Origin of the sequence: Burkholderia sp. Ax-1719 (assembly GCF_011753055.1) — a bacterium.
GTDB lineage: Bacteria > Pseudomonadota > Gammaproteobacteria > Burkholderiales > Burkholderiaceae > Paraburkholderia.
In genome coordinates this window covers 614,304-631,824 of sequence record NZ_VWWJ01000001.1, presented here as the reverse complement: position 1 = coordinate 631,824, position 17,521 = coordinate 614,304, and the positions used below count along the sequence as shown (strand labels likewise).

Genomic DNA, 17,521 nt, shown 5'->3' with positions numbered 1-17,521 from the left:
ATTAACCGGAAGAGACATTGTCATGAATATCCTGCAATGGCACCACGTCTGCGCTGCCGACGAGATCGACGAAGAAGACGTCATCGAATTCGCGCATGAAGGCAAGCTCTACGCGGTCTATCACACGCCCTCAGGCTTCTACGCGACGGCGGGCTTCTGTACGCACGAAGAGGCGCGCCTTGCGGATGGCTTCGTGTTCGGCGAGATCATCGAATGTCCCATGCATATGGGCCGTTTCGATATTCCGAGCGGCAAGGCACAAGGCGCGCCCGTCTGCGTCAATCTCGCGACGCATCCGGTCAAGACCGAAGGCGGCAGCGTGTTGATCGGCCTTGAAGTCGAGTGATTCCATCGGCAACTCCACCTGCCGGTGCTTGCCACTGACGCATGGGTGGGCGATATGGGCTGCGGCTCATATCGCTATTTTTTTACCAATTGGAAAAAACTAAATATTACTTCTATGAAATATTATGGAACGAATTGAATGATCTCGACATTCATATTCCGGAGATTGGCATAAAACTAAAGAACTCAAATTCACGGTCGTTATCAAGGTGAATGAAAGTCATTGTCGTCGCCGCGTGACGCGTCAAACATAACAACGTGGTGGCGGCGAGAAACAAGCGGGGGTAGTCAGAAATGCAGGTTACATCGTCCACTTCCAGTCCGGCGGTGGTTGCAAACGCGTCCGCTAACGCCGACGCAGTCGCGGGCAAACAAGCGGACACCATTGCGAACACAGCGCCGGAATCCAGCACCAAGGTCACGTTATCGGATGAGGGCTTGCAAAGGAGCGCCCAGGACGCGGCCGGCGCATCCAGCAAAAGCGACGCATCGCCCAGTGGCGTTGCAACGGATTCGGCGAATTCCGCCAGCACCTCGGATGCGACAAGCGACACGGCTTCGCAGCTCAAGTCAGTCACCTACGGCGTGCTCGGCCTGCCCGACCCCACCAAGCCGCAGCCGGACAACAAGGCCTTCGGGATCGGCAAAGGCATCGCTGCAATCGGCACGGTGGTCAGCGTCATCATGCTCGCGCTGAAATTCCTTTGAGCCTGCGCGCACCTGGACAGCCTGCGTCCGGGCCAGAGCGGCAGATGCAATAATGCGTGCACCCGCAGCCATACTCATGCGCGGCGGGTTTCTTCAAGTGCGAGAGTCGTTGTTGCAGGTCTGCATGCGACAGATGCACCGGAGCGCCTTTAGGGCGTCCCATTCCAGCTGCGCGCCCGCCGCGCGGCCCCAGCACAGACCGGACAACCGTTTCCGCTAACAGCCCAGGAGACGTCCCCATGTCCTACCTCGAAGTGCTGGAGCCGCTTGTTTCCACCGTTATTGCCCCTGAGGCCTCGCAAACCGACCAGCTCGGCCGCTTTCCGCGCGCCGCGCTCGACGCGCTGGGCGAGGCCGGCCTGCTCGGACTGATCAGCGCCGAAGCCGTGGGCGGCATGGGTCTGGGCCTCGCTCAGGCCTGCCTGGTCGTCGAGCGCATTGCGCGCGATTGCCCCTCGACCGCCATGGTCGTGACGATGCACTACGCGGGCGCGGCGCTCATCGAGAAATACGGCCCTGACGAAATCCGTCGCGCCATTGCGCGCGGCGAGCATCTCACCACACTGGCGTGGTCCGAGACGGGCACGCGCAGTCACTTCTGGGCGCCCGTCGGCACGGCGGAGCCCGATGGCGACGACTTCGTGCTCAGCGGCAACAAGAGCATGGTGACCTCGGCGGATCAGGCGGATTCGTATGTCTGGTCGTCCCGCCCGGCGCGGGTGCCGGAAGGCGCCAGCACGCTCTGGCTCGTGGACAGCCGCGCGCAGGGCCTGGCCTGTCCGCATGCTTTCGATGGCCTGGGCCTGCGCGGCAATGCATCCGCACCGATCCGCGGCGAAGGCGTGCGCGTGCCGGCCAGCGCGATGCTCGGCGCGGACGGGGCCGGCGGCGACATCATGAACGGCGACGCCCTTCCAGTGTTTGCAAACCTGGTGGCCTCGACCTCCATCGGCATCGCCGACGGCGCGCTGCGACGCTCGATCCAGCACATCACCGCCAGCCGCTTCGCCGAGACCAACAGCGCCCTGTGCGACCTGCCGACGATCCGCGCCTATCTCGCCCGCGCCCAGATCCGCACCGATCAGGCGCGCACCCTGCGCGACGACACGCTCGCCGCGATGGCCGCGGGCCGCCCCGACGCCATGCTGCGGGTGCTCGAAGTCAAGGCGGCCGCCGCGGAAGCCGCGCTCGACGTCACCGATACGGCAATGCGCATTTGCGGCGGCGCGGCATTTCGCAAGGAGGTGGGGATCGAGCGCCTGTTCCGCGACGCCCGCGCCGCGTCGATCATGGGGCCGACCTCGGATGTCCTGTACGACTTCATTGGCCGCGCACTCTGCGGTCTGCCGCTGGCCTGAAGGAGAACGACGCCATGTCACAACAGCCACGCAAAAAGCCCTTGATGCTCGGCGCGGTCGCTTACGCTCCCAAGGTCGTCACGATCTGGGAAGGCTTCAAGTCCTGGTTCGCCGATCACGGTCTGGCCATCGACTATCTGCTTTATTCGAACTACGAAACGCAGGTCGAAGCGCAGTTCGCGGGCGATATCGCTTTCGCATGGAATTCGCCGCTCGCCTGGCTGCGGGCGAAGCGCATGGCCGATGCGCGCGGCGAAATCGTGCAATCGCTCGTCATGCGCGACACGGATATCGATCTGCATTCGGTGCTGGTGGTGCGCAGCGCGAGCACTGTGCAGACCCTCGCCGACCTGCACGGCGCGACCGTCGGCCTGGGTGCGATCGACTCGCCTCAAGCGACGCTGATTCCGCTGGATCATCTGCGTCATGAAGGCGACCTGATCGCGGGGCGGGATTTCCACGCCCGCCGTTTCGACGTGCTGGGCGGCAAACATGGCGATCACATCGGCGGCGAACGCGATGCGGCCACGGCGCTGGCGAACGGCGAGATCGATGCTGCCTGGATGATCGCCGGCAACTACCAGGCCTTTGCCGACGAAGGCACGCTGCCGGCGGGCGGCACGCGCATCGTCGCCACCACGGGTGCTTTCGATCACTGCAATATGACGCTGAGCCCCGGCGTGCCGCCAGACGATGCGCAGCGCTTTGGCGAACTGCTGCTTTCGATGGACTGGAACGACGCGAAAGTGCGCCCGCTGCTCGAACTGGAAGGACTACGGCGCTGGCTGCCGGGCCGTTCGAGCGGCTACGCGTTGCTCGATCGGGCGGTGACCGAGGAGGCGTTCTATGACGATCAAGGCCGGATCATCGAGCCCGCTTATCGATATTGAATCGCTCGGCTTCGACTCCGGCGCGCACCTGCTGGTCAGGCACGCGCTGGACGCGCTTGCGCCCGGCGAGTGGCTGCGCGTGGTGGGCCGCGCGCCGGGTTGGGAGGTGATGCTGGAGCACTGGTGCCGCGCGCAGGGCCATCTTTTGCAATGGCGCGACGATGGGCGGCGTTACGCGCTTGTGGCCCGTGACGGTCGCTATGGCCGCTGGCGCGACGCGCTGCAAAGCGGCCGCAGCGACCCACGAGCAACTGAGGCGGTGGCATCGCACGCTTTACCCGCGTGGGGGCTGGCCGCGCGCGGCGCGCAGGTGGAAGCGGGCTCGCCGGACTTCGTGTTCCGGCTCGACAGCAAGCAGGAAGTCTGGACCGAAAACGCGGGCGATCTCTACGCGCAGGCCGTCGCGGCGCAATGGAATCCCGACGAGGCCATCGACTGGTCGGTGCCCTTCGATTTGCCCGCGCCCGTGGAGAGCGCCGTCGTGCAGATCATGACCTATATGGTCGAGAACGAGAACGCAGCGCTTATCGTGCCCGCACGCTTTCTCGGCCAGTTGCATCCGCACTACCGCGAGTTGCAGGCGGCGCTCGCGATCCAGGTGGCCGACGAGGCCCGACATATCGAGGTCTTCACCCGGCGCATCCGCCACAAAAACCGCGAGCCGGCGCTATCGACGGCGGGCGGCCAGGCGTCGCTCAAGACCTTGCTGGACGAATCCGACTTTTCAGTCGCGAGCTTTCTGCTGTCGGTAATGGGCGAAGGCACCTTCGTGACGCTGCTGCAGTTCCTTCAGGCGCACGGTCCTGATCCGCTCACCCGGCAGATCGCCCGACTTGCCGCACGCGACGAAGCCCGGCACGTGGCATTGGGCATGTCGCATCTTCTTTACCGGCTCAGGAGCGAGCCCGATCTGCGCGTGCGGCTGGCCCGCGCCATGGAGCAACGTCATGGCGCGTTGCAGGGCACGGCGGGCCTCAATGAAGAAGTTTTCGACGCGCTTATCCTTGTCGCGGCGGGAGAACTCAGCCCGGCTGCGGTGGCGCGAGGGTATGCGCTCGTTCAGGAACTGATCCGCGAGATGGCCGATGGGCGATATACGCGGCTGGTGCGTCTCGGGTTCGAGCATGCCCACGCGCGCGAGCTGGCGTTGATGCACACGCGCAATTTTATGTAGTGGCGCAGTGCCCGTCGCCAACCTAATCCTGCAACCGTTCGTGATGCCTGCCGACAGGATTGCCGATCGCCCGAAATGGATCGGCCAGCAACAGACGCTTGGTCGTTTCCACGAGTTGCTGCACGTCGAGCGGTTTGCGCAGATAGCAGTCATAGCGCACAAATGCAGGCGGACTGTATTCACCGGAGACGAGAATCACCGGCATCGACGCGATGCTCACGCGATCGCGAATCTTTTCGCACAGCGTGCCGCCCGACATACCGGGCATGCGCAGGTCCGTTATTACCGCATCGACGGGGCCGTCGTTCAATACGGCCCAGGCCGCGTGGCCATCCGCAGCCGCGACGACCTCAAACGCTTCCGATAGCGCCACGGTCAGCGCGCCCAGCAGTGCGGAATCGTCGTCTACCACCAATACTCGTGTCATGATGCGGCGGCAGGGCACTGCCGTTAGAAAAGATTCAATCCGCTGAGGATTGTAGTCTGGCCACGCAAAGTCTGTTGGCATTCCGTCTGATGCATTGCATCAAGTGCAAACGTCATCCGTGTGTTCGCAATCGGCTAAAATTTCAAATAACGATTTGAATGCGGTCGTATTTATAAGGGTGCTAACAACGCGCCAACAAGCTCGCCAACAGCTTGCTGACACGTCTGGCCAAAGTCGTCCGCATTGCCCGTACCCATCGTCGAAGACTGCATGAAATTCATCTTTCGTGCAGACCCCAATCCGCCGGTTAGACACGGCATGACCCGGTCTTTTGCGACCCGTCCATGTTGCCTGTACCCGCCCACTATTCGTTAGCCGATATCCAGCGCCGCCCTGCCCGCGAGCCGGACTGGCGCGCCCAGTCCCAGGCTTTGCTAGGGCTGGCCGCGTTGCAGCCGGAATCCCGCGAGGCGCTGCTTGCGGGCGTCGCGCACGCGGCGCTCAGCCTGTGCTGCGCGGCGTCGGCGGGCATCAGCTTGCCCGAGATCGCAGACGGCGCTCCCGTGTTCCGCTGGCATGCGATCGCGGGCCGGCTTGCGCCGCTCCAGGGTCAGGCGGTGCCGGCTGCCGATTGCCCCTGCGCGTTCACGCTCGATGGCGGCAAGCCGCTGCTGTTCACGTCGCTCCTGGAAGATTTTCCGGCGCTGGCCGCATCGTGCGCCGGGGTGCAGGAGGCGCTGATCGTACCGGTCATTCGTGATGGCCACAATGTCGCGGCGTTGTGGGTCGCCTCGATGGACGATACGTGCAGGTTCGGGCCTGAAGACGAGCGCGTGCTGGTGGAACTCGCGCAGGTTGCCGGGGCGTCGCTGGAAATGGCGGGCGCGCGCGACTTCAACAAGCGCGAAACACAACGCTATTCCGAGGTCATTGCGGTGCTGGCCCACGAATTCCGCAATCCGCTGGGTCCGCTGGAAAATTCGATCGACGGACTGCGAAGGCTCACGCCCGCGCAATCCACGCAATGGCAATTGCTCGACGTCGCGCAACGCCAGGTTCGGCATCTGAAACGCCTGATGGACGAACTGCAGGACGCCGCGCGTCTGGACCACGACAAACTCGGGCTGAACCTGTCCGAAGTTCGCCTCGACGACGTCATCGCCGACGCGCTCGCCTCCGTTCAGGAGCGCGTCAAAGCGCATCGCCACACGCTCACAGTGAACAGCCTCCCCGACGACATCCGCTTTGCCGGCGATCAGGTCAGGCTGGTTCAGGTGGTGGCGAATCTTTTATCGAACGCGGTGCGCTACACGCCCGATGGCGGCGCCGTCGATCTGTCGATCATCCGGATCCATCACGACGGCCGCGATGTGCTCGAGATTGTGGTGAGCGACAACGGCATCGGGATCGACGCGGCAGCGCTACCCCATCTGTTCGAGCCGTTTTCCCAGTTTTCCAATGCGCGGCCCCGGCACGAAGGCGGTTTTGGCATCGGCCTCAGCATTTCGCGCAAGCTCGCCGAGCTTCATGGCGGCACGCTGACCGTGACGAGCGACGGTGCTGGAAAGGGAACGGTGGCGCGGCTTCTACTGCCGCTTCAGGCTGCCGAGGTCGCGGTCGCCAAACCCGCGCCGCGCAGTGAAAAGATTTCACCGGCGCAAATCCTGATCGTCGACGACAGCGACGACGCCCGTTTCGCGCTGGCCACGCTGCTCGAGATGGACGGGCATCACGTCAAGACCGCGAATAGCGGCGAAAGCGCCCTCGCGCTCTTCGAAGGCTGGACGCCCGATCTCGCGCTCGTCGATCTGGGTATGCCCGGCATGGACGGGCTCGAACTGGCGCAACGGTTGCGCGCGCACCCGTCCCGCGCCGGTGTCAAACTGGTTGCGTTGACGGGGCGGGTGTCGGAGCAGGAACAGCAGGCGGCCCTCGATGCAGGTTTCGACGCGCACCTAGCCAAGCCGGTCGATATGGAGCAGGTGCGAACCATGGCTGCGCAAGGCCGGTAAATCAGGTTCCCGGAGAAGGTCGCTCGGGCAGCGAGATCTCGATGCCGCGACGGTGCAGCGCCGAAAGCACGTAATACACGGCTTTAAAGCACATCACCGGGAATGCCGCGCGCCAGCTTCCCCGCAGATTGCCCGCCAGCAGATTGACGATGCCGTCGCGCATCCAGAATCGATTTGACGGAGCCATAAACAACGTGCGCATAACTGGATCGTTGACCCGATAGATCAGCCAGCTAATCCGGTCCATCGCTTCCGTCAATTCTTCACAGGCCGCCTGCGCAAGCTTTCTGCCTCGCGCCGGATCGTCGAGCCAGACGTCGGCAACTTCCGCGCCGAGTTCGCCGCCGGTCATCGCCATCAGCACACCGGTCGAGAACATCGGATCGACGAAACCGTAAGCATCGCCAATCATCAGAAAACCATTGCCATTGCCCTCGCGCGCGCGATAGCTGTAATTGGCCGTGCTATGCACATCGGAAACGCGCTGCGCGCCCTGCACGCGCGCTGCCACGGTCGGGCTCGCAGCGATACGCCCGCTCAACAGCTCCGCAGGCGTACCCGAGCGCCCTTTCCACGCCGATTGATTGCCGACGAAGCCAATGCTCATGGTGTCGCCGGGCAGCGGGATCATCCAGAACCAGCCATCCTCCGCAAGATGGATGCTAATGTAGCCTGCGAGGTCGCCTTCCCGACGCGTCACGCCCGTGAAGTGCGCGTAGACCGCCGCCGTATTGTTGTATTTATTCGACGTCTTGACCTTCATGCGCGAGGCAAGAAACGTATCGCGCCCCGAGGCGTCCAGCACATAACGCGGATGCCACTCACGCGTATTGCCCGCTTCGTCCTGCGTGGACACCACATGGCGTCCACCGGCATCGTCCAGCTTGACTTCTGAAACACGGGTTCGCTCGAAACAACGCGCCCCGCGCGAAGCGGCGTGGCGGAACAACAAGGCGTCGAAATCCGCACGGCGGACTTGCCACGCGTGCGTGCGGTCCCGATTGAGCGCGTTGTGAAACGGAAAGGCGCAACTGTTCCCAGTACGGTCCGAGACAAACTCCGCGCCCGGCTTGTGTACGCCGATCTCCCGCACCTGATCCAGAATGCCGAGCCGCTCGAAAATGTCGAGGTTGCGGGGAAGCAGACTCTCGCCAATATGAAAGCGCGGATGCGCGTCCTTTTCCACGAGAACGACATCGCGGCCCTTCATCGCGAGAAAAGCCGCTGCCGTCGCGCCGGCTGGGCCGCCGCCGATAATCAGCACGTCGGGCTGGTTCGAATCGTTAATCGATGAATTCATGGTTCGTTTACCGTCATTCAGCGCAAGGCGGACAGTGCGACTGTTACTGAAAACGCACCGAGTATGAGCGAGGCGCTGCGCAGCAGATATTTCGGCATGAGCGTTCCCGCGCGTGCGGAGCCAAGCTGCGCGCCTAAACCAATCCAGAGTAATCCGATTGGAAACGCCAGCGCGAAAAAGCAGGCCATCGCTTCGAGCCACGCCGCGACGCTCACGAATGCCGCTTTAGGAAACAGGGTTCCGCCAAACAGGATGGCTTTGGGATTGAGCAAGGTGGCGAAAAACAGATCGCGCATTTCGATTACCTTACGCGTCCCGTCAGCCAGTTCCAGCGTCGCGTTCCACAAGCGCACTGCGAGATAAGCGATGTAAATCGCGCTCGCGGTACGCACCACAATCGGGAGCCAGGGCACGCGCTGCGCAAGCGTGGTCAGGCATAGTCCCCAAAACGTAATTGCGAGTAGATATCCGCATGATTCGGCGAGCGTCAGTCGAGCGGAGCGGCGAAATCCACTCGCCAGCCCTGCGGTGGCGAGCAACGTATTGGTCGGTCCGGGCATCACCAGAACGAGGAACACACCAGCAAGGAACAAACCAAGGCTATGGGTTGGAATCATCGTGTTGCCGGGAGGCGCGCGCCCGCGCGTGACATGAAATCTGCCAGAAGGAAGTCGCAAGACTTGCAAGCCGTCGGAGCAATTTTTGTTCCCGTTATACGGCGTTTAACCTGCACCGGACGCGCTTCATAGCACGTCCCATTTTGCTGCGCCTGCAATTGTAATGGCGCATACACGAGCGACGACGATAGCGAGCGTATTTTTATTTTGTAGGATGAAATGCGATGCGCCTGTTTCCTGCTTCACCGTGTTAACGGTTGGCCCATGGAATGGAATCAAGCGTGTCGATATTTTTCCGCGTCAAATCCGGCAGCGGCAATTTTTCTGGCACCGGTCTCTTCGATACGCTGCCGGAGTTCATCCAGATACGAATCGAACTGCGTATATGGTTGCAACCGGAATGTCATGCCGACCGAATTGCTGACGTTCGAATAGCCTTCAGGGCTTCCACGCCGCATTCTGTAAAACGATCCGATAGCCATCGGCATCTGCGAACGTCCGTCCCGCTACGTCCCAATACGGATTTAGCGACGCGACGTGCAAGAAACCATTTTCGACAAGGCGATCACACGTCGCCTGCCAGGCTTGCCGGTCGGGGACGTAAAACACCAGCAAGTCCTCACGCGTGGGTGTCGGCGTCACTGGATGCACGGTGCAATGAGTGAATTCAAAGTGATAATCCCTATCGGGATTCCCGAGCATCACCCCGTCGAAACCGTCATGATCCTGAAATTTTGCCAGCACGGTCAGTTCGAGCGATGCGCAATACATGCGCTCAGTGAGGGCAAGATTGCTGACAGGTCGGGCGATTCGCATGTGCGTATGCATAAGTCATTGCAAGCAGGGTTGAGATTCACGCTTGCGAGGATACACTGCACACAAAGTCATCGCTCACGAGGGTCGCACGCCGCCATTCGATGGGGTCGATCACACGATCTGCTGCGTTGTATGGCTCCACATTTCCATGCGAGAGTGGCTCTTCCTTCTTCACATGGCATTTCGTATATTCCGGCACTCCCGAAATGACCGTGGCCATGATGAGCCGAAGGTATAGGCATGAATATTAGAGAATTCGAAACTCGCGATCTCGACGAAGTGGCTCGGCTTTTCAACGACTATCGTATGTTTTACGAGCAGTCGGCAGACCTCGTTTTGGCGAAACAGTTTATCGATGAACGGACAAGCGCGAACGACTCGGTCATTTTCGTGGCAGACTCAGGCCGTGGGGAGCTGGCAGGTTTTTGTCAGCTCTACCCCTCGTTTTGTTCTGTTGCTGCCGCACCGATCTATGTCCTTTATGACCTCTTCGTTTCGCCGACGGCCAGGCGAGCAGGTGTTGCAAAACAATTGCTCATGGCTGCGGCAATGCGTGCGAAAGCCGACGGAAAAGTTCGTATGGACTTGACCACTGCGAAAACGAATCTGAAAGCGCAGGCTCTCTATGAGTCGCTTGGGTGGCGCAAAGATGAGATTTTCTACACGTATAACCTGTCAATCGATTGATTTCCGGGCAGCCGCGATCCTGCGGCGAGCGCGCCCCGCAAACTTGCACGATCTAAAGCTCGCAGCCGCGGGCTTCCTCAAGCACCCATTGCGCAAACGCCTGTAGCGCTCCCTCACCGAATTCAATTGGTTCGGGAAGAACAAGGCAGAAGTTCTTGGTAACCGCCTTGCTGTCTGGCCAGGGTGTGATCAATCGACCTTGCTCAAGTTCGGCCCCGACATAAAGACGCGGCACCAACGCAACGCCCAGACCGGCCAACGCCGCCTCTATCAGCATGGAATGCAGGTCATAACGTGCGCCCACTGCCGGATTGGTCAGCACGATGCCAGCCTCCTGTGCATATAGCTGCCATGCGTCCGGATTTTGACGCCGGTGCAAACGTGGCAGTTCATCCAGCGACACGTTCGAGCCAGCGTCGGCCAGTAGCGCCGGACTACACACAGGCACAAGCAGTTCTTCCAGCAAATGATGGGTATGCATTCCCGCCCATGCGGGGTGCTGAAAATGGATGGCGGCGTCGAAACCGCTGCCGGGAAGAATGAATGGCTCCATGCGCTCGGCAATATGCACGGTAATGTTGGGATGCAGATTCCGGAAGCGCTTGAGCCTGGGAATGAGCCAACGTGTAGCGAAGGTTGGAATCGCCGCGATCTCAATGCTCGCCCCGTCAAGGGGCTGCCCCATCAGATACAGACTGTCACGTTCAAGTCGATCGAGCGTCTCACGAACCTGCACTGCGTAACGCACGCCGTTGGGCGCAAGCCGTACACGATTGCCCACGCGTTCGAATAGCGCGACACCCAGAAAGGCCTCCAGCCGAGCGATCTGGCGACTGATGGCTCCTTCGGTCAATGCCAGTTCTTCAGCGGCGCGGGCGAAGCTGCCATGTCGAGCCGCGGCCTCGAAGGCCAGCAGTGCGGTATTGCTCGGGATCTTACGTCGCATTGGGTCTTTGCCGGTTGGACTACGGGCGGCGCCAGCTTGATCAAATGTCATTGAAGGCTGACGTTTTATCGCTGTTTAGGCGGAAAACATCAGATTAGCATTACGTTATCGCAATGAACATGAATCGTTTGCTGCGCTATCCCCAATCGACGTGAAGACCAGACCGATGATCTATACCGTGGAATGCAGCTTTGCCGATCCCCACAGCGAAGCCGAATGGAATGACTTCTACAGCGTTGAAAAGCTGCGCGCCCTGATATCGGTGACCGGCTTTTATTCATCGCAACGCTTCAGGGCATTGAACGATGATTGCCCGGCCTACCTCGCCATCCATACCATCGAAGGAATCGACGTGCTGATGGGCGAGGAATATCGCCAGAAAGGCGGTGGTAATTTCTCGAAGTGGCAGCAACACATCACCGACTGGCATCGCAATCTCTATAGCGCTATCGGAATGGCGCCGGCGGTCAATGCAGATGAGTTACTCGTACTGTGTGCAAGCGGTCCCGAATTGTTGGTCCAGATGGATCTCTTACCGCTGGCCATGCATGCAGTCGCGCTTGAGAAGTCTCCGGAACATCGCTGGCTTGCTAAGGTGAAACGCGAAGACGCCCATCGTTTCCGGCCTATTTCCAAAGAGCTCCACTTTTACTCGCCGATAACCGGACAACTCACGAGTTCCCGCACCGTTGCGACCGGACAGATGAAGGTCTGCGATGCCTAATCTATCGCTCTATATTTCAGCGGGAAAAATGCCGTCCGATGAGCAGATCGCCGCGCTGTCCCATGAGTGCGTCGAACTATGCACGAATGTCATGGGCGCCGCGCTCAACAACGTTCATGTCATCTACATCGAGGCTCGACACGGACATGGGCACCCCGTATTTGCCGAAGTGCAATACCGTCTCCAGCCGTCTCGCACACCTTCGGTCATGCACCGGTTCACGGAACAACTCGATAGCGCAATCATGCGCCACACAGGCCTCACCGCGCGCATCCGTTGTTTTGGCTATATCGCATCCAGCATTCACGCACGCAATTGAAAAGTGCCCGTGGAGAACAACTGTGCCTAACGTTACGTTTCCCGTTCAGCGAATCGGCGATTTCACCATCACCGCAATCAGTGATGGCTACCTCACAGCCGACCTGAACGTTCTTTCCAATATCGACCCTGCCCAGGCGGCCAGCATGCAGAGCGACGCCGGACAAAAAGAATCGGATGCCGTGCACATAAACTGCTACGTGGTACGCGCAAAGGGCCGAACGGTTCTTATCGACGCCGGCGCAGGTGGCATCAAGCAATGGGGCGGCCAACTGAAAACCCATTTATCGCTTGCCGGTGTTGAAGCAGGCGAGATCGAGACGATCCTGCTAACCCACGCGCATCCCGATCATGTCGGTGGACTAATAGATCCAACCGGCCACATCTGTTTTCCGAATGCCGAACTAGTGGCTCATCATCGAGAGCTGGACTTCTGGCAGGACGATGCAAATCTGGCGCGGGCCAGCGCGCGGGCGCGTGGAAACTTCCAGCTGGCGCGCCAGGTCTTCGACGCATACCGCGACAAACTCCGCACCTTCGATCAGGGAGAAGTACTGCCGGGTATCCGGGCAATTCCACTGCCCGGACACACGGAAGGACACACCGGATATGCGCTTGAATCCGGCAATCAGCGCTTGCTGGTTTGGGGCGACATCGTGCATTTCCCGCATATTCAGATCAAACGACCGGATGTCACGATCGCCTTCGACCAGCATGCGTCAGAGGCCGCAGCAACACGATCACGCCTTCTGGATTTTGTCAGTTCAGAGGACATGTTGATTGCCGGCATGCACCTGGGCGAGCCCGGCTTCGCGCGTATCAAGCGAACGGGCGAGCAATACGATCTGCTCTACGAAGCCGAAACATAAGCCGCGCATTGCAGCCGCCCAACGCCAACGTTCTCCAGGTAACGCTCCAGCGATTCCAGATTTTCGCTCGATAGAATCGCGCCGATATAGCCATCCGGACGCACCAGCACCCAGTCGCCCTGCTCCATCGCGTAAGCGTCGTTGAAATGGCCGCAATCATCCACGATATCCCCGGCTGTCCCAAACGTATGAATACGCAAACCTGCACGCGGCGTAACGCGTTCGCGATCCACACCATAGCCGATGAGCGTCCAATGCGCGCCCTTCAACAAGTCGAATAGGCGCGCCGGATGCCCACTGGCACGACGAATGGGCGCATCCGGCGCGCGCTCACCCGCACGTGGTCCTGCATGCCGTTGAGGACGTTCCAGCGCAAGCGTGGAATCGACATAACCGATGTCAAGCTGACGCACCTCGCGTCCACGACGATTGTCGCCCTGCTTCATCGCATCGAGAAGTCGGGTGGTCAGACCGAGCATATCGGCCGCCACTGGTCTGCGTTCCGCTTCATAGCTATCGAGCAATCGATCCGGCGCTCCGTCGATAACCGCCGCCAGCTTCCAGCCAAGATTGCAGGCATCCTGCACGCTGGTGTTGAGACCCTGTCCGCCAGTGGGGGGATGAATGTGAGCAGCATCGCCCACGAGCAAGAGGCGCCGGTCGCGATAACGGTCGGCGAGTCGCGCATTCATGGTGTATGCCGACGCCCACGATACGGATTCGATATGAATGTCGTCGCGCCCTGTTCGCGCCTTGATCATTGCGGCAAGTCCCTCGGCGGAGAGATCGACGTCCCCGTCAAGCGGAACAGGCGCCTGTAGCTGGAACATAGTCGTCCCGATGAGGGGACACAGCGCAATCTGACGTTCCATCGATCCCTCGTTGAAGCGATGCCAGACATCGCGATCCAGACCCGAGAGAAACACATCGGCGACAACAGCACGTACACCTAACGTTTTTCCCGGAAAGCCAATCGCCATTACGTTTCGCACGAAGCTTCGGCCGCCATCCGCGCCCACCAGAAATTGCGCGCGAATCGTCTGCTCACCCGCCGGATCAACGACATGCGCCACGACACCGTTTTCGTCCTGTTCGATCCCAATCAGTTCGCATCCGTAACGCACCGAATGACCAAGCTCGGCGAGGCGCTCACGCAAGACCGCTTCGCTGCGAAACTGCGCAACGAGCAGTGGAGCCACGTACGGCTCGGACGGCGTCGGCGCTTCGGTCACCAGCGCTTGCGCTTCGCCGTAACTGCCGTCGTCACGATATTTGCGTTCGGGCGGGTACGGGCCGCCCGCCAGCAACATGCGATCCAGCACGCCGAGATCCTCGAAAATCTCCAGGGTCCGGGGCTGAATGCCCTTGCCGCGCGATCCGCCAAACGGCGCTTCCAGCTTGTCGCACAGGCAGAACGTCACGCCGCGCCTGGCCAGCTCGATCGCCAGCGTCAAGCCGGCTGCTCCGGCCCCCGAAATCACCACATCGACTGATCGCTCTCGCACTTTCGCCTCCAAACTATGTGTAAAATGCACGCACCAGGAGGATAGTATGCCGACGAGAAAAAATGTGCAAGATACACAGATTTCGAAATCGATCCGGGAATTGCATGGCGCGCTGATCAGAATCGTCAGCGTCATGAACCGTCCCGATGTCGACGAGAACATGATTCGGGAGGCGGGGATTTCACTCGACCGCGCCCTGTTTCCGCTGCTGGTTGCAGTCGAGCGATTTGGCCCGATTGGTATGGTCGATCTGGCTGGCCGGGTTGGCCGCGATCACTCCACGGTGAGCCGTCAGGTGGCTAAACTCGAAAGCCTGGGCCTCGTCGATCGACGCGCGGGTGCCGAAGATGGGCGCGTCCGTGAGGTGGTCGTCACTGCGAAAGGCAAGACGATGACCGACGCGGTCGACGCAGCGCGCGACCGGCTGGGACGCGCATTGTTCGCCCATTGGGAACGCCAGGAAATCGACGAACTGGTGCGCCTCCTGCGCAAATTCGCCGACGGTGTGGAGATTAATGCGTCAGGGGCGCAGCAATAATCGCCGCAATCTGCCCTGCCGGAGCACGCGATGACGCTCGCCATGAACCACGCAACCGTATTCAACGAACGCCCCAAAGAAAGCCGTGGACAAGGCCGTAAAAGGACTATCCCTGCATCAATAATTCGATCCGAAGGGCGATGCGAGCATCGCCTTCGTCACCGAAGCGGACGTTGCGGCCGTACTTGCGGCAACGCTCGCCGTCATGCCTGGCGTCCATCGATACACGACGAGGTTCGATCCGTTGTAATTGTCCTTGGTCACGACATATTCGCCATTTGCGCGCCGATACGAACGCAATCCGTACATCGAATCGACATCGTTACCAACGTACACCGCATTCGGATTGCTATTGATCAACGTGGTATCGAGCTTGCCGGTCGTGAGATTGAAGGCGTCGATATTGGGCACGGTATGCACGTAGCCCGCAAACAGATAATTGCCACTGGCCGTAATCGACTTCGCATTCGCCGCCGAAATCGTAATGACGGGATTCGGCGCGCCCGTATTGCCGGCGAGCCATCCGTGATACACCTCCACACGCGAGCCTACCGCTGTCCAATCGGTATTACCCGTGATGCCTTGCGCGAGAATCATCGTGTCGCTTTCTGGCAGATAGACAATGCGCGTGAGTTGCGAGATCGTGCGCGGAATCGGCCACGTTTTGGGTGAACCCCAGATCGGCTTGCCTGTTGCGTCGAAACCCGCCAACGGATAGTGCGAAATGACATTGGTTTTGTCGAGCCCAACCCAGATATCGCCTTTGCTATCGAGACAAAATCCGTCACGGACTCGCGCCGTCGTATTGAAGGCGGTGCCGGGCAGCGTCGCATCGGGAATGGCGATATAGCCACTCTGCGCGTTGAAGTGGAAGAAATAAAAGGTGTCGGGATTCTGGCTCGCCGCAACCAGAATGCGGTGTCCGTTCACATACGCAAGTTGCGCGAAATGCTCGCCGCGTTCGTGGTCGGCGAGATTGATACGCGGATCGGACGGATACGTAATGGGATCGACGGTATTGGCGACGAAAACACCACCCGCCGTACCGGCATACACGTTGGTGCCACCGTAGAACAGGGCAGCGTCGCTGCCCGAATCGGGCACGCCATTGCCCTCGAAATTGAGCGATTGCAGTTTCCAGCGCAGATTGCCTCTGCCATCGTAGGCGTGAATGTCGGTGCCGCCGTCGCGGCCCAGATCCCATGAACCGCCCCACGGATTGTTCAGCACGTAAAGCATGCCGCCCGAATCCTTGCCGATGCCGTCCACGCGCGTAAAACGCTTGTCACCCACCTGCCCCTTGAGGCCCGTGACCGTATTCAGATAGCCACCCTTGACGCCGAACGTGCCGGTAAAAAACGGTGTGCCCGCAACGTTGTACAGCTTGATGTTCATATCCGGGCCGGAGTCGCCGATCATCAATTGCGCGGTCTGCGAATCAAAAAATAGAGACGATGGCCGCTCGCTCGAACCGAGCTGAATCGTATTGCGCCTGTCGCCGCTCGGGCCGAATTCCACCACGTTACCCGTGCTCTTTTGCGCGACCCAGAGATTGCCCGCCGCATCGACAGCCAGTGCGCCCGGACCTGCGATGCCGATATCGCGTTGCCACACGCCTGTCGTGGTGAAAACGCGCACGCGGTTGCCAGGAAAATCGCTGGCATAGAGGAGCGAGCCCGCCGTGGCGAGACCGGTGACGACGTCGGCGAGGCGCTCCGTCGTCGTGTTGCTCACACTGATCAACAGATCGCGAGCGCGGCTCGTGCGGTTGTAGCGGCCCACCTTGCCGCTACCGTACGTACTATTGAACTGCATGGCGACAAATAGCGATGTCGCATTGCCGGTAATCGCACCGCCCTGAAAATCGGCATGAGCACCAATCGATCCAAGGCTCTGAGCGTTCTGATACAGCGCCACGCCGCCTTCGTTTTCGTCCCACATCGACGCCGTATAGATCACGCCCTCGGGTGCTACCCACATCGAGCGCGCTACGTTGCCCACACGCGTTGCATTGGTGCCGTAAGTATTCGCAATCCAGTCAGTTGAATATTGCGCTTCGCATACGGGCGCGAACGCAGCAGTGAGCGTGACCGCGACGCACGCGGCCCAGAGGTGTTTCGCAAACATGAGAGAGGGAATGTCTTCGCACTTCACGCGGCACAGCGCGTGCGGGTAGTCGCGGAGGTGCCAGTTCCGCCGATTGCAGGCATTGGGATGGGCGATCTCTCCGCCATTTCACCGGTTAACGGCAGCGGTCAAAGGACTTTAAGCGGATTTAATCAGGGAC

Annotated in this window: 19 protein-coding genes; 11 read left to right on the top strand and 8 right to left on the bottom strand. The window is 60.4% G+C overall.

What is annotated here, in order from left to right:
* The first annotated feature begins 22 nt into the window (after window positions 1-22).
* Complete coding sequence (locus F3J17_RS02745) at window positions 23-346, top strand: Rieske 2Fe-2S domain-containing protein (RefSeq protein WP_167053528.1); 324 nt, start codon at window positions 23-25, stop codon at window positions 344-346.
* 151 nt (window positions 347-497) lie between these two features.
* On the opposite strand, the gene F3J17_RS02740 is transcribed toward F3J17_RS02745, so the two are convergent.
* Complete coding sequence (locus F3J17_RS02740) at window positions 498-914, bottom strand: hypothetical protein (RefSeq protein WP_167053526.1); 417 nt, start codon at window positions 912-914, stop codon at window positions 498-500.
* A 16-nt stretch (window positions 915-930) separates the two neighbouring features.
* Here F3J17_RS02740 and F3J17_RS36425 point away from each other — a divergent pair, with 16 nt between their 5' ends.
* From F3J17_RS36425 to F3J17_RS02725, 4 genes are all read left to right on the top strand, one after another.
* Window positions 931-1,053, top strand: coding sequence for a hypothetical protein (locus F3J17_RS36425; RefSeq protein ID WP_275692884.1), 123 nt, complete (start codon window positions 931-933; stop codon window positions 1,051-1,053).
* A 239-nt stretch (window positions 1,054-1,292) separates the two neighbouring features.
* Window positions 1,293-2,411, top strand: coding sequence for an acyl-CoA dehydrogenase family protein (locus F3J17_RS02735; protein WP_167053524.1), 1,119 nt, complete (start codon window positions 1,293-1,295; stop codon window positions 2,409-2,411).
* 14 nt (window positions 2,412-2,425) lie between these two features.
* Entirely contained in the window at window positions 2,426-3,301 is an 876-nt protein-coding gene (locus F3J17_RS02730; protein WP_240160731.1) for a PhnD/SsuA/transferrin family substrate-binding protein, read from the top strand.
* A complete protein-coding gene (locus F3J17_RS02725; protein ID WP_167053522.1) occupies window positions 3,258-4,475 on the top strand; it encodes a ferritin-like domain-containing protein in 1,218 nt (405 codons plus the stop codon). The genes F3J17_RS02730 and F3J17_RS02725 overlap by 44 nt, the downstream gene beginning before the upstream one ends.
* A 22-nt stretch (window positions 4,476-4,497) precedes the next feature.
* Here the strand turns inward: F3J17_RS02725 and F3J17_RS02720 are convergent, their stop codons facing one another.
* Window positions 4,498-4,902: a response regulator gene (locus tag F3J17_RS02720; protein ID WP_167053520.1), complete on the bottom strand. Its 405-nt coding sequence runs from the start codon at window positions 4,900-4,902 to the stop codon at window positions 4,498-4,500.
* 344 nt (window positions 4,903-5,246) lie between these two features.
* On the opposite strand from F3J17_RS02720, the gene F3J17_RS02715 reads away from it, so the two are divergent.
* Window positions 5,247-6,914 (top strand): ATP-binding protein, encoded by a 1,668-nt coding sequence (locus F3J17_RS02715; RefSeq protein ID WP_167053518.1) that lies wholly within the window; start codon window positions 5,247-5,249, stop codon window positions 6,912-6,914.
* Window position 6,915: 1 nt separating this feature from the next.
* Here the strand turns inward: F3J17_RS02715 and F3J17_RS02710 are convergent, their stop codons facing one another.
* From F3J17_RS02710 to F3J17_RS02700, 3 genes are all read right to left on the bottom strand, one after another.
* On the bottom strand, window positions 6,916-8,214 hold the full coding sequence (locus F3J17_RS02710) for an FAD-dependent oxidoreductase (RefSeq protein ID WP_167053516.1): 1,299 nt from the start codon (window positions 8,212-8,214) through the stop codon (window positions 6,916-6,918).
* Window positions 8,215-8,231: 17 nt separating this feature from the next.
* Window positions 8,232-8,831 carry a LysE family transporter gene (locus F3J17_RS02705; RefSeq protein WP_167053514.1) on the bottom strand — a complete coding sequence of 200 codons (600 nt, stop codon included), beginning with the start codon at window positions 8,829-8,831 and terminating at the stop codon, window positions 8,232-8,234.
* A gap of 438 nt (window positions 8,832-9,269) precedes the next feature.
* A complete protein-coding gene (locus tag F3J17_RS02700; RefSeq protein WP_240160730.1) occupies window positions 9,270-9,647 on the bottom strand; it encodes a VOC family protein in 378 nt (125 codons plus the stop codon).
* Between the two features lie 240 nt (window positions 9,648-9,887).
* Between F3J17_RS02700 and F3J17_RS02695 the strand changes: the two genes are divergently transcribed.
* Complete coding sequence (locus F3J17_RS02695) at window positions 9,888-10,334, top strand: GNAT family N-acetyltransferase (RefSeq protein ID WP_167053510.1); 447 nt, start codon at window positions 9,888-9,890, stop codon at window positions 10,332-10,334.
* A 52-nt stretch (window positions 10,335-10,386) separates the two neighbouring features.
* Here the strand turns inward: F3J17_RS02695 and F3J17_RS02690 are convergent, their stop codons facing one another.
* Window positions 10,387-11,280, bottom strand: a complete 894-nt coding sequence (locus tag F3J17_RS02690; RefSeq protein WP_167053508.1) for a LysR substrate-binding domain-containing protein — start codon at window positions 11,278-11,280, stop codon at window positions 10,387-10,389.
* Window positions 11,281-11,446: 166 nt separating this feature from the next.
* Between F3J17_RS02690 and F3J17_RS02685 the strand changes: the two genes are divergently transcribed.
* The 3 genes from F3J17_RS02685 to F3J17_RS02675 are packed head-to-tail and all read left to right on the top strand — an operon-like array spanning window position 11,447 to window position 13,191.
* Entirely contained in the window at window positions 11,447-12,004 is a 558-nt protein-coding gene (locus tag F3J17_RS02685) for a sugar ABC transporter (protein WP_167053506.1), read from the top strand.
* Window positions 11,997-12,323 carry a hypothetical protein gene (locus F3J17_RS02680; RefSeq protein ID WP_167053505.1) on the top strand — a complete coding sequence of 109 codons (327 nt, stop codon included), beginning with the start codon at window positions 11,997-11,999 and terminating at the stop codon, window positions 12,321-12,323. The genes F3J17_RS02685 and F3J17_RS02680 overlap by 8 nt, the downstream gene beginning before the upstream one ends.
* A 22-nt stretch (window positions 12,324-12,345) precedes the next feature.
* Entirely contained in the window at window positions 12,346-13,191 is an 846-nt protein-coding gene (locus F3J17_RS02675) for an MBL fold metallo-hydrolase (protein ID WP_167053503.1), read from the top strand.
* On the opposite strand, the gene F3J17_RS02670 is transcribed toward F3J17_RS02675, so the two are convergent.
* Window positions 13,173-14,696 (bottom strand): FAD-dependent oxidoreductase, encoded by a 1,524-nt coding sequence (locus F3J17_RS02670; protein ID WP_345891134.1) that lies wholly within the window; start codon window positions 14,694-14,696, stop codon window positions 13,173-13,175. The genes F3J17_RS02675 and F3J17_RS02670 overlap by 19 nt on opposite strands.
* Window positions 14,697-14,742: 46 nt before the next feature.
* Between F3J17_RS02670 and F3J17_RS02665 the strand changes: the two genes are divergently transcribed.
* Entirely contained in the window at window positions 14,743-15,234 is a 492-nt protein-coding gene (locus tag F3J17_RS02665; RefSeq protein ID WP_167053499.1) for a MarR family winged helix-turn-helix transcriptional regulator, read from the top strand.
* A 117-nt stretch (window positions 15,235-15,351) separates the two neighbouring features.
* Here F3J17_RS02665 and F3J17_RS02660 read toward each other — a convergent pair whose 3' ends face one another.
* Window positions 15,352-17,361 carry an SMP-30/gluconolactonase/LRE family protein gene (locus tag F3J17_RS02660; RefSeq protein WP_167053497.1) on the bottom strand — a complete coding sequence of 670 codons (2,010 nt, stop codon included), beginning with the start codon at window positions 17,359-17,361 and terminating at the stop codon, window positions 15,352-15,354.
* Window positions 17,362-17,521 lie beyond the last annotated feature (160 nt).